This is a genomic window from Streptomyces sp. NPDC107559, assembly GCF_055657365.1.
On record NZ_JBVKBD010000043.1, the window covers coordinates 1 to 11,039 of the forward strand.

Sequence of the window (11,039 nt, forward strand, 5' to 3'; positions counted from 1 at the left end):
CGCGGCCGCCCGCCCCGGCTCACCTTCGACGACCAGGTCCTGGCCACCATGCTCCACCTGCACGTCAACCTGGCCGCGGAGCCCCTCGCCGTGCTCTTCGACAGCAGCCGCACCGCCATGCACCGCACCCTGCTGAAGATCAGACGACTGCTCGAAACGCAGAGCATCACCATCTCGCCGACCGCCACCCCGCCGACTCTCCTGGCAACCCTTCAAGCCAGAGTCGCTGCCCTCAGCAATGACCCCAACTACAAGATCAAGACGACACGTTAATGATCGGCAGGCCCTTAGATGGGCTGCGAATATCGGCAGGACACGGAAACATGGACCCCGCTCAGATCTACAAACCGAATGACGTGATCCCGAACTACACCCTCTCGCCGCTTGGTAGAAATCCCAAAACCGGACTGCCGATGAAGTACAGGGTAGGATCCAAAATCGTGGACGAGGACACACTCCTGAGTGACTTGCTGGAACCGAACATGGGAGTATGTCACTGGGTGGCATGCCGACGTCCAGGGACTGAAAATGACTGAGTATCGAGATCTTTCAACGTACTGCGACGATGAATACACTCCATTCGAAATGCTCAACGTTGGATGGCTCGGGAAGGGGTATGGCATCCCGGCGGGTGAGTCGCTTCTGGATCATGGTGTCATCGAGCGCTTGGCCGAAGAAGCGTTGAAAGCTCGCAGCCTGACGCTGGGCAGTCATGACTGCGAGTTCTGCTCCGATGAGAACGGACGCCACGGCAACGGTGAAATCCACGTCTACTCAGCCGCCGATTCGCGGGTCTTCGCTGCCCCACTGCTGGTGGTTCACTACGTGGAGCGCCATGGGTACACGCCGCCGCCTGTTTTCTTGAAGGCTCTGGAATCGGCAGGTACTTCTCTGGCCTGGGACTCTCGGGCGGAGACCTTGGCGGCCTTCCTCGGTGACCCTCTGAGTAGAGCCGGCTGGCGGGTCAACGCACTTTTCGATTTGCCCAGGTGGTTCGCTGATGAGCGGGCATATCGAGCTGTCGCTGATTCAGTAAGAGACGAGGAAATCTCCGAGGTTGCCGGTTACGAGCTTGGCATCTCTCTTTCTCAGTTCTGGATAGCGGTAAAGGGAATCGATGAAGCGGTCTACCGTAGTCTTCCCTCGGAAGCCCTGTCGTCAGTACGAGGAGAGTATGCGAGGCGTGGGCGAAATTTCCCTCTCTGATCTCGCGGCTTCTCGTGAGACCTTTGATGACCTTGAGGATGCCCGGGACTCCGCGGTCATCGGAACTCTTTGATCTCTGTCGCGCGGATCGGCGGCCTCAAGGTATAGGGGCCGACTTCAGGTGAGAGAATGAAATGAATCGCCCCCCGGCTTCGGCCAGGGGGCGATTCATTGGTTCAGCTCTTGGGCTTCCCGCCCATGGGGACGCTGACGAACTTTGGGCGTTCCTCACGGTCAACGACCTTGAGTCGCTGCAACACCTTGAGGTGTTCGTGGTATCCCCTAAGGACAGCGGCCTTGATGTCCTCCACCGTCTGATGCTCGGCCTCGTCCACGGTCTTCTGAACAATCTTGCCGTAGCCGAACGCGGTGTCGATGGTGACCTCGAACTTACCGCTCCGCAGGTTCAACCTGACCAGCCCCACCATGCTGCCGTCCATCATGATGTCCCAGGTGGGTGCCTTGGCCTTGGCGTGTATGAACTCAATGCTGGGGGCCTGTGCTGTCTCGTTCATCGGCATCGTCGTTACGTGTGCTCCGCGTTGGGGTCTCCGAGGTGGCCAGGGTACTCAACCGTGATCCGAGCCAGGCGCTCGGTCTTCGAGACCTGCATGGGACGGCTTTCCGACACGAAGTTGTTGTTCAGCAGGTATACCAGCAGCCTCACCGCTACCCTGGAACGGCTCTGCGATGACCGTCAGCTCGAAGAGACCCTCCCCCACGGCGCCGACCCGCTCCACCTCGCGCTCGTCTTCGGCATCGACGAGAAGACCGCCATCCGCTACGCGGACTCGGCCCGGCAGCATCGTCACCGACGCCGACAGCGGCGAATAGGAGAAGGCGGCGATGGCGATGAGTATGTTCGGGGATGGCCCGGATCCCGCGCTCCACAGGGCGTTCACCCGCCCGGCGCCCAAGACCGCGCCTGCGCAGATGCGCTACCTGGTTAAGTAGTTGGGCGGCACCAGGGCGGTCGCTCAGATGTTGCGGATCTCCCAGCGCCCTGTCGCGCGGTACGTGAAAGACCAGATCAAAAGGGCCTTGACCCTTGATCTTGGACACACGAGACACTGGATCCTGAGGATCTGAGGACGGACATCTCGTGGTCATGAAGAACTATCCGCCGCAGTTCAAGGCGGACGCGGTCGCGCTGTACGAGTCGCGGCCCGAGGCGACGATTCGGCAGGTACGGGCAGGCATGCGAACGATTCCCCTTCGGCGGGATGACGGAACTGGAGCAGGCCGGGCGGGCCTGGCCGGGAACAGCGTCGCGTCGCCGGTGCTGCGCCCGGCGCCGGTGCGCTGTGGGTGCTGCCCCTGGCGCGGTTGCGGTTGTGGCGGGTTGGGGCCCGCCCCGAGGCTCGACCTGTCCAGGGTTGGGGCTCGGGGCGGGTGCTGAGCCCCGTCCCGCCGGAGTCCTTCCTAGCCGTCCGGCGGGACGGGAGATATAGGGGGTGGATGCGACCCTGACCCGGCGGTCGCCGTGAGGCCCCGGCGTGGTCCGGGGCAGGGGGAGAGCGTGGTGGTGGCTCAGGGGTGGCGGCGGACGGTGTTCACGCAGCGAGTGTGGATGTGGCCGGCGCGTGCTGCGCCGCCGCTGGGGCTGACGTGGTCGTAGGGCAGGGTTTCCTCGCCGTCTCGCAGCGGTTGGTCGCAGGCCAGGCACATCGCCGTGTCGGTGAGCGCTTCGTGGTGGTCGCACAGGGCGGCCAGGGCGCGGGCGAGGCGGCGGGTGTGGACGAGTAGTGAGTGCCGGTCGGGTGCGGGCTGGGCGTGGAGTCGGTCGCGGGCTTGCCGGGTGCAGGCGAGGGCGATGTAGCGGGGCACGTCCTCAGCCGGTCGCTGCGCGGCTGCCTGTTCGACGTGTGTGATGAGCAGGCGGGTGTGCGTGCGCAGGAAGTTCGTGAGTGCTGCGAGTTCGCTGTCGGTGAGGGGGAGTGCCTGGTGGTGGGGGAGGAGCAGGCCGATGTTCCAGCGGATCGCGGCAATGTCGACCGGATAGGTGCCGGTGGAGGGCGCGCGGGCCGTACTGCTCCGGCCGGGGCGTGGTGCGGGGGACGTTGCGGGCGGGAGATGCGGGGTCTGCGGGCGGGGCTGGCTGTGATGAGCCGTGGGTGGTGTCGGTTCGACATCCTGGTGGGCAGGGTGGTGTGGGTGGTCATCGCGTCCATGACTCGATCTCACCGCACGCACGTCTCGGGCGGGATCTGACAATCTGTGACACGGAGTTGATCATGTCTGTGGTGGTGGCGATTACCGGCACGCGGCAGACGGCGCACCGCAAGCCCGCTTGGTTTGAGGAGCGGTTCGACGTCTACTTGCGGCCCTGGGCGGTCGACGGCGCGCACTTCTACCTTGGTGGCGCGGTCGGCATCGACAGCCTGTGTCTGCTCTGGCTTGCCGAGCATTCCCGGGCAGGGATCACGGTCGTGGTGCCCGGGACGATTGCCCAGCAGCCGGATGAGGCACGGCAGGCGATCGAGCACTGCCAAGAGCGGATCGCCGAGACAGTCGAGCTGGGTGCCGGTGAACTCGGCGCGTTGGCCTATCACTTCCGCAACAGGCACATGGTCGACCGGGCGCAGATGGTGATCGGGTTTCCGCGCGAAGGGCCGGAGACCGCCTCGGGTACGTGGCAGACCCTCAACTACGGTGCCGGTCAGGGCAAACCGAGGCTGATCGTGCCCGTGTGAGACCGCCAAGGGGCATGATGGGGGTATGAGCGTGCACGACAGCCGCCTGGGGGGTGCCACTCTCAAACGCCTGCGCCTGGCTCGCGGCCTCTCCCTCGCCGCCACCGCCCGGGCCCTCATCGACACGGCTGTCTGGCTGGGACAACCGCTGCAGGCGAGTAGCGCGAGCGTGCAGCGCTCCGTGGCACGGTGGGAGTCCAGCAGCGCCCCCATCCTGCCCGGGGAGCGCTACCAGCTGCTGCTGGCACACCTGTACGCACGCGGCGCCGACGGCCGCACGTCTCTCGGCGCAGGTTCCGACTTTGCCGAACTTCTCGACGCCTTGGGCCAGCTCGGCGAGAGCGAACAGCGCCAGCAAGAACTGCGCACCCTCCTGGTGCGCACCACGACCAGCACCGGCAACGGCTTGCTCACCCTCCTCAGTCCCTCGACACAGCATGCCCTGTCCGCCGCCCTTGCCGACCCGGCGCTCCTGGACGAAGAACTGCTGGCGGCAATGAGCACCGCTGTCAGCGACGTCAACCGGCAGGTCGGCAGCGTGCCCTTCGTACGGCTGCAGCTCATGCTCGCCCCCCTCGTCGAGTCATGCCACCGACTCCTGGACGCCGACGTCCCCGCCCCGTTGTTGGCCGACCTGCACGCCATCGCCGCACAGACCTACACCCTCGCAGGGCGAGCCGCGTTCGAAACCCGCGACGACGACGCCTCCCGCGCACTGTATGCCCAGGCCACCGCGGCAGCAGGCAACACCGGCCTGCCCTGGCAACGCGCGGTCGTCCACATCAGCCACGCCCTGGTCACCCTCTACTCAACCCCCGGCCTCGGACAGGCGAAACTCCTCGCCGACGCCGCCGTACGTGATGCCCAAGCTGGCCAGAGCCCCACCGTCCGCGCCCGGGCGCACGCTCTGCAAGCCGAGATCGCAGCCCGGTCCGGGGCAGCCAAACACGCCAAAGCAGCCCTCGACCTCGCCTGGTACGACATCGCCTCCGACCGGGACGGCGACCCGGCCGGCCAGTCCTTCTCACCGGCCCACCTGCACGGCTTCGAAGGCGTCACCTCGCTCCACACCGGCGACCCCGCCCAGGCCCACGACTACTTCGCCCACGCAGCCCAGGCACTGAACACACCACGCGAGCGGGTGCAGCAAGCGATCGTCACCACCGACCAGGCACTCGCCCGCATCCGCCTCAACGACCCCCAAGCAGCCGCCCAGCTATTGCACGAGTGCATCGACGCAGCCGCCTCAACGTCAGGACGCGTCGCCGCCATACGCGTGCGCCGCGCCCGCACCGGCCTACGCCCCTGGCGCCGCGAGAACTGGTTCGCCGAACTCGACGACCACCTCATCGACTCCCTCGGCGCCTAGCGCATATCTCCTTGGTGGGTTGGACAGCTGATAGAGGTCTGGGCTCAGAGGGGCCCGCCGCGCTACATCGGTTCGACGAGGGCAGCTCGCCATTCAGGCCGCGGGTCCGCTCCCAGGCTCGTCCAGTACTCCGTCCCACGAACGACCTGCCCGTCATGGACAGTCCAGAACGACGCCGCGCGGAAGACGCCAAGAGTGTCGTGTGGCACTTCGACCTCGGAGACGACTTCGTCGCCCTCGGCCACCACCTTGAGCACCCGAATCGACCAGCCCTCCGGATACTCGCGGTTCACCGCGACGAAGCTTTCCCGGCCGATGATGCGTTCGAGACTGATCGGCCACTCGACAACGACATCCTCCGCGATCAACTCGGCAACGCCTACCCAGTCCCGAGCCTGGATCCGGTCCCACAACGTCTCAATCACCTTTGAAGATTCCATCGACGGAGCCTCCCACAACGGTCTGACAGAAGCCGTACCGGGAGGCGATCGCTCCCGAGGTTGTTACGCCCTCGGAGCAATGAACCGCTCCGGCGCGAGGGCGAGTGGGACCGGGGTGCCGGGACGCCACGGCAGGCCGGGCCCGCGGTCGGCGGGGGTGGGCACGCGCAGGAGCTTGGCGAGCCGGGGCACCTTGGTGAAGCGGCTGGTGTGGTAGGTGCCGGCGACCGCGCCGGAGCGCGAGCGGCACGGCGATCCGGGTTCAGCCCGGCAGCGCGGTCAGGGGTGGCGCTCGACGTCGTCGGCGTCGCTCGGAGAGGCGTCTTGAGGGGCCGTCATGCCCCGGATGCTGTCACAAACCATTCTCAGAAGTGCCCTGAACCCACCTTTGAGTGAGAGCACGTTCTGAGACCACGTTTGAGATCTGGTCGTAGGACAATCGATCGGTGACGCGCCCCTTGAATCGTGACTGCTCCCTTGAAGAGCTTGAACGCGACCGCTGGCCAGCCCGTCAGCCGACGACACCCGTCTTGTCGCTACTGCACTCACCTTGCGGCGTCGGCCGATCGGCGAGCTGACCGTCGAGGACATGCGCTTGCTGATCGGGCAGGACATAGGCCTGCCCTACCTCCTGCCGCTGGCACTGGAGGTGCTGCGGGAGAACCCGATGGCAGAGGGGCACATGTACGAAGGTGATCTACTGTCCGCGGTCCTCACCAGGAACCCATCAGTCTGGGCCGAGCATTCCGAACTCGGCCGAGAGCTTCGCGTGATCGTCTTGAAGCTGACCGGTTTGCCCCCTGACCTGCAACAGAAGGTTGAGCGCTTCCTGGCTCCATAGAGCATCGACGCAGGACGGTCCTCATCGACGGGACGGCCGACGAATCTACGGAACGTCTCGCAGGAACAAGCGCGGGCCCGGACGCGCCGCCGGTCGGCCACGGGTGAGTCGGCGGACCATGATGCCGATCATCGCCCAGCGGATCATGGTCTCCGACCGGGCCGGGCTGCTCTCGTAGTCACGCGCGAGACGGCGGTGAGCGGTGAGCCACGAGAAGGTGCGCTCAACCGCCCATCTCTTGGGCTGAACCCGGAATCCGCGCCGGCCCGGAGCTTTGCGCACGATCTCCAACTCACGGCCGAGGATCGTGTGTGACCACTCCACGAGGCGGCCGGCGAAGTCCTGGTCCGCCCAGATCTTCTGCACGCCCGGATGGTCCAGGCGGGCCCACAGCAACGAACGCTTCGCGCCGTCGCGGTCCTGGATGTTCGCCGCGACCACGTGAACCGCCAGCAGCAGGCCCAGCGTGTCCGTGACGATGAACCGCTTGCGGCCCTTCACCTTCTTGCCAGCGTCGAAGCCCCGGCTGTCGGCAGGGACCGTATCGGCCGTGCGCACGGACTGCGAGTCGATCAGCCCGGCGCTCGGCTCCGCGTTACGGCCGTCCGCCTCATGGGCGCGGCCACGCAACGTGTCGTGGACCTGCTCGACGGTGCCGTCGTCATGCCACCAGGTGAAGTACCAGTACACCGTTGGCCAGGGCGGGAAGTCCTGCGGCAGCTGGCGCCAGGCGCACCCGGTCCGTACTACATAGAAGATCGCGTCCACGATCCGCCGACGTGGGTGCTTCTCCCGCCGTCCGCCCTTCGGCCCGACCCTCGCCGCAGGCAGTAACGGCTCGACCAGAACCCACTGCTCATCCGTCAGATCCGACGGATACCTGTCCCCAGAGCCACTCACGCAAGGCTCAACGATCCCTCCCGCCCCGGGACACGACAGATCTCAAACACGGTCTGAGAACCAGAACGGCGCTTCGCGTCCGCCGGGCCGTCGCGTTTGATCTTGCTCGGGCAAAGGACCGTTTATGAGAAGGGGTGCACGCTGATGCCCGACCTCACAGCGGGCGGTCCACCGCGCGGCGGGGCGCTGGTGATGATCTTGGGGTGCGCGAGACGAAGTCGTCGCGGGCTGTCGCCGCCAGGTGACTACTGCCGGCGCAGCCCCTGGAGGAGCAGTTCGATCAGTCGGCGGGGGTCGTAGCGGGGGTCGGTGTCCCGTCCGATGCAGAGGTTGCCGATGCCTCGCATGAGTTCGTAGGGCTGGATGCCGGGCCTGATGTCGCCGGCGTCGGCTGCGGCGTCGAGCAGTTGGGCGCAGACGGGCATCAGCCGGTCGAGGAAGTGGGTGTGCAGGGCGGAGAAGCGGTCGTTGTCGGACTGCAGGGCGTCGGCGAGTCCGTGTTTGGTGACCAGGAAGTCGACGAAGAGGTCGATCCACTGGCGCAGCGCGTCGAACGGGGAGGCCGCGCCGGCCAGGAGGTTCGGGCCGGCCTCGGCGCATGCCTCGATCTGGTGGCGGTAGACGGCGGTGACGAGGTCCGCCCGGGTCGGGAAGTGGCGGTAGAGCGTCCCCAGCCCGACGCCCGCCCGGGCCGCGATCTCCCGGATCGGCGCATCGACCCCCGAGGACACGAACACCTCCGCGGCCGCATCCAGCAGCGTCTGCTGGTTGCGCACCGCGTCCGCCCGCTTGCTGCGGGCGGACGCTCCCTTGGCCTGGCCTGCAGTGGGCACCACGTACCCCTTCCAGTGGTCGTTGACGAAACGGATCAGCGTTCCGTATTTTGAAATGGAACAGCGATCCGCTTTCAGCGTAGCCGAAAGCGGGCGCTCCGCCGTACCCGCCACCGGCCACGCGACCGGCAGCGGGGCCATCGAAGGGCATGCGCACCATGACTGATCCTGCTTACGCCAACGCTTCCGGCTCGCCCGCACCCGTCCTGTCCGTCAGTCCGGTAGTGCTGCCGGCCCCTGGCCGCGCCGTGGACCTGCACCTGCGCGTTTCCGCTCCCGTGACCGGGAGCGAGCTGCCGGTCATCCTCCTCTCACACGGTCTGGGCTTCTCCAACAACCTCTCCTCGCTGAACGGCTACGCCCCGCTGGCGAACTTCTGGGCGGCACACGGCTTCGTCGTGATCCAGCCGACCCATCTGGACTCCAGGACGCTGAGCCTGGACCCCGGCCCGTCCGGGGCCTACACGCACTGGCGCAGCCGGGCCGAGGACATGAAGCGCGTCCTCGACGGGCTCGACGCGATCGAGGCGGCCGTCCCGCAGCTCCTCGGGCGCCTCGACCACAGCCGGGTCGCAGTGGCCGGGCACTCGATGGGCGGGCACACCGCGAGCCTCCTGTTGGGCGCCCGCCTCACCGATCCGCACGACGGAACCGAGGTGGACCTGGCCGAGCCCCGCATCAAGGCAGGGGTGCTGCTCGCCGCGCCCGGCCGGGGCGGTGACGCCCTCACCGACTTCACCGTCGAGAACTACTCGTTCTTCCTGACCACGGACTTCTCCACGATGACGACGCCCACGCTCGTGGTCGCCGGCGACAAGGACGATTCCGCCTTCCTCACGGTCACCGGCCCGGACTGGCACGCCGATCCGTACACCCTCTCGCCGGGCCCCAAGTCACTGCTCACCCTGTTCGGCGCGGAGCACGGACTCGGCGGGGTCTCCGGATACGACGTCGCCGAGACCACGGACGAGAACCCCGAGCGCGTCTCCGCCCTCGCGCGGCTCACCTTGGCCTACCTGCGTAGCGAGCTCTACCCGGAGGACTCCGCCTGGAAGTCCGCGCGTGACGCCCTGTCCTCCGGCCCGGACCGGCTCGGACAGGTCGAATCCAAGTAGGCCGTCTCATGCATCAGTGCCCTCGTCTACCTCATCGAGGTGGACGGTCGCCGAATCACGCAAGGGCCGCAGCCCCTCGCGTGGCGGGCGGGCGGCGAAGCTGTAGCGCCCCAGGCAGTTGAGGTTGGCGTGCTTCAGCGGGGAGAGGCGGGCCACGTCCTCGTCCAGGACGTCATGCTCCCGCTTCTCAGGTGCCAGGGCCCGCAGGTGGCCGACGGCGGCGTCGAGATAGCGGGTCGTCCACAGGACGGCGGCATCGAGGACCAGACCGAGCGCGCCGAGCTGGTCCTCCTGCCCCGTCCTGTACGCCTGCATGATCTGGCCCCGCTTGCCGTGGCAGATGTCGCGGGCGAGCTTGTGCCGCGACTCCTGGACGGTGAGCTGGCGGTTCATCTGCCGCCGGTAGGTGTCGTCGACCGGGTCGACGACCCGCAGCAGGTGCAGGGTCTTGGCGATCCGCCCGTACTCGGCAAACGCCTGGCCCAGTGGGGTCGGACGGCCCTCGCGGCCGAACATCCGCAACAGGTCGTACGCACGGACCTGTCCGGTCACCAGCGAGCCGGTCACCCGCAGCATGTCCGGCCAGTGCGTGGTGACCTTGGTCAGGTTGACCTTGTTGCGGGTCAGATCCTCCAGCGGCCCGGAGCCGCCGGTCTCCACACCGGGCATTTTTGCACGCCAGAACCGCTGGTCGCCCAGGTCCTTGAAGCGCGGCGAGAAGTTGTAGCCCAGCATCGTGAACAGGCCGAACACCATGTCGGAGTACGAGGCGTTGTCGGTGGCGACCATCTTCGGCTTCACCCCGGCGTCCAGGTTCAGCAGCGCGTCCAGGATGTGCAGGGAGTCGCGCGGGGTGCCCGGCACGACCATCTGCCCGATACCCGCGACCTGGTCATTTACCGCGTTCAGCCAGGTGATGCCGCGCTTGAAGTGGTAGTACTTCGGCGACGGCCCGGCGTGGATGGTCCGCTTCGGCACGACGAACCGCAGCCCGTCGACCGACGCCAGCAGGCCCTCGCCCCAGAACTTCACGATCGGCACCTTCGCCTGCGCCTCGATCAGCCTTGCGTTCGCCGCGGCGATGGTGCCCACCCGCAGGTAGTACTGATCGACATGGACCAGGCGGGCCCGCGTGAGCGCCTCGTCCCTCGGAGTCGATGACCGGGGTGTACCCGATGTTGCACGCCTCGCTCACCAGCAGCGCGACCAGCGAGGTCTTGATGTCCTCCATGCGCGTCCGGCCGTCGCCCAGGTGCACGAAGGCGTCCAGGAACCCAGTCCAGGAGTCGACCTCGAACAGCAGGTCCGGCAGGTCGATCTTCGGGAGCATCTTCGCGGTGGTCTGCCTCAGCCACTTCAGCGACTTGTTCTCACCGAGCGCGCCGAGCCGGTCCACATTCAGCTTCAGCCGCCCGTTGGGCTGGATCTCGAAGCTGAGCTTCGCGTCCTGCCCGGCCTCCTCCAGCCGCTCCGCCATTAACTACAGGGTGGCCGGGGGAGCGCGGGTAAACCCGCAGGACCTAGTAGGGCTTAGTCAGGTTCGTATGGGTGTGGGTATGTTGCGGTGGCAGGTGGGGCAGGCGCCGGTCCAGGTGGCGAGGAGTGTCTGCAGTTCGCGGACGATCCGGTAGAGACTCAGGCC

The 11,039-nt window shown here is 66.9% G+C and carries 13 protein-coding genes and 3 pseudogenes; 8 read left to right on the plus strand and 8 right to left on the minus strand.

Annotation, left to right across the window (positions count from 1 at the left end; all coding sequences use genetic code 11):
- The 3 genes from ACZ7OY_RS44285 to ACZ7OY_RS44295 all read left to right on the plus strand — a co-directional run.
- A partial coding sequence (locus ACZ7OY_RS44285) for a transposase family protein (RefSeq protein WP_472251167.1) occupies nucleotides 1-273 on the plus strand: 273 nt, incomplete at its 5' end.
- Nucleotides 273-536, plus strand: a complete 264-nt coding sequence (locus tag ACZ7OY_RS44290) for a putative adhesin (protein ID WP_472251168.1) — start codon at nucleotides 273-275, stop codon at nucleotides 534-536. The genes ACZ7OY_RS44285 and ACZ7OY_RS44290, both read left to right, overlap by 1 nt.
- A complete protein-coding gene (locus ACZ7OY_RS44295) occupies nucleotides 529-1,206 on the plus strand; it encodes a DUF7919 family protein (RefSeq protein WP_472251169.1) in 678 nt (225 codons plus the stop codon). Before ACZ7OY_RS44290 ends, ACZ7OY_RS44295 begins: the two co-directional genes overlap by 8 nt.
- A 176-nt stretch (nucleotides 1,207-1,382) precedes the next feature.
- On the opposite strand, the gene ACZ7OY_RS44300 is transcribed toward ACZ7OY_RS44295, so the two are convergent.
- Both ACZ7OY_RS44300 and ACZ7OY_RS44305 read right to left on the minus strand, forming a co-directional pair.
- The gene (locus ACZ7OY_RS44300) at nucleotides 1,383-1,721 is read right to left on the minus strand and encodes a hypothetical protein (protein ID WP_472251170.1); all 339 of its coding nucleotides are present in this window, start codon (nucleotides 1,719-1,721) and stop codon (nucleotides 1,383-1,385) included.
- A 54-nt stretch (nucleotides 1,722-1,775) separates the two neighbouring features.
- A complete protein-coding gene (locus ACZ7OY_RS44305) occupies nucleotides 1,776-2,108 on the minus strand; it encodes a hypothetical protein (protein ID WP_472251179.1) in 333 nt (110 codons plus the stop codon).
- Here ACZ7OY_RS44305 and ACZ7OY_RS44310 point away from each other — a divergent pair.
- Nucleotides 2,059-2,244, plus strand: a pseudogene (locus tag ACZ7OY_RS44310) (telomere-protecting terminal protein Tpg); the annotation flags it as partial. The gene ACZ7OY_RS44305 and the pseudogene ACZ7OY_RS44310 overlap by 50 nt on opposite strands.
- A 492-nt stretch (nucleotides 2,245-2,736) precedes the next feature.
- On the opposite strand, the gene ACZ7OY_RS44315 reads toward ACZ7OY_RS44310, so the two are convergent.
- Nucleotides 2,737-3,390: a DUF6415 family natural product biosynthesis protein gene (locus tag ACZ7OY_RS44315; RefSeq protein WP_472251171.1), complete on the minus strand. Its 654-nt coding sequence runs from the start codon at nucleotides 3,388-3,390 to the stop codon at nucleotides 2,737-2,739.
- A gap of 50 nt (nucleotides 3,391-3,440) precedes the next feature.
- Between ACZ7OY_RS44315 and ACZ7OY_RS44320 the strand changes: the two genes are divergently transcribed.
- Both ACZ7OY_RS44320 and ACZ7OY_RS44325 read left to right on the plus strand, forming a co-directional pair.
- On the plus strand, nucleotides 3,441-3,899 hold the full coding sequence (locus ACZ7OY_RS44320) for a hypothetical protein (protein WP_472251172.1): 459 nt from the start codon (nucleotides 3,441-3,443) through the stop codon (nucleotides 3,897-3,899).
- A gap of 25 nt (nucleotides 3,900-3,924) precedes the next feature.
- Nucleotides 3,925-5,268, plus strand: a complete 1,344-nt coding sequence (locus tag ACZ7OY_RS44325; RefSeq protein WP_472251173.1) for a hypothetical protein — start codon at nucleotides 3,925-3,927, stop codon at nucleotides 5,266-5,268.
- A 62-nt stretch (nucleotides 5,269-5,330) separates the two neighbouring features.
- Here the strand turns inward: ACZ7OY_RS44325 and ACZ7OY_RS44330 are convergent, their stop codons facing one another.
- Nucleotides 5,331-5,708, minus strand: coding sequence for a nuclear transport factor 2 family protein (locus tag ACZ7OY_RS44330; RefSeq protein WP_472251174.1), 378 nt, complete (start codon nucleotides 5,706-5,708; stop codon nucleotides 5,331-5,333).
- Nucleotides 5,709-5,771: 63 nt separating this feature from the next.
- Nucleotides 5,772-5,975 (minus strand): annotated as a pseudogene (locus tag ACZ7OY_RS44335) (zinc finger domain-containing protein); the annotation flags it as partial.
- 283 nt (nucleotides 5,976-6,258) lie between these two features.
- Here ACZ7OY_RS44335 and ACZ7OY_RS44340 point away from each other — a divergent pair.
- On the plus strand, nucleotides 6,259-6,549 hold the full coding sequence (locus ACZ7OY_RS44340) for a contact-dependent growth inhibition system immunity protein (protein WP_472251175.1): 291 nt from the start codon (nucleotides 6,259-6,261) through the stop codon (nucleotides 6,547-6,549).
- Between the two features lie 45 nt (nucleotides 6,550-6,594).
- On the opposite strand, the gene ACZ7OY_RS44345 is transcribed toward ACZ7OY_RS44340, so the two are convergent.
- Together ACZ7OY_RS44345 and ACZ7OY_RS44350 are read right to left on the minus strand one after the other, a co-directional pair.
- The gene (locus ACZ7OY_RS44345; protein WP_472251176.1) at nucleotides 6,595-7,449 is read right to left on the minus strand and encodes an IS5 family transposase; all 855 of its coding nucleotides are present in this window, start codon (nucleotides 7,447-7,449) and stop codon (nucleotides 6,595-6,597) included.
- A gap of 245 nt (nucleotides 7,450-7,694) precedes the next feature.
- Entirely contained in the window at nucleotides 7,695-8,282 is a 588-nt protein-coding gene (locus ACZ7OY_RS44350; RefSeq protein WP_472251177.1) for a TetR/AcrR family transcriptional regulator, read from the minus strand.
- Nucleotides 8,283-8,440: 158 nt separating this feature from the next.
- Between ACZ7OY_RS44350 and ACZ7OY_RS44355 the strand changes: the two genes are divergently transcribed.
- Complete coding sequence (locus tag ACZ7OY_RS44355) at nucleotides 8,441-9,397, plus strand: alpha/beta hydrolase family protein (protein ID WP_472251178.1); 957 nt, start codon at nucleotides 8,441-8,443, stop codon at nucleotides 9,395-9,397.
- 6 nt (nucleotides 9,398-9,403) lie between these two features.
- Here the strand turns inward: ACZ7OY_RS44355 and ACZ7OY_RS44360 are convergent.
- Nucleotides 9,404-10,874 (minus strand): annotated as a pseudogene (locus tag ACZ7OY_RS44360) (transposase); the annotation flags it as partial.
- Nucleotides 10,875-11,039 lie beyond the last annotated feature (165 nt).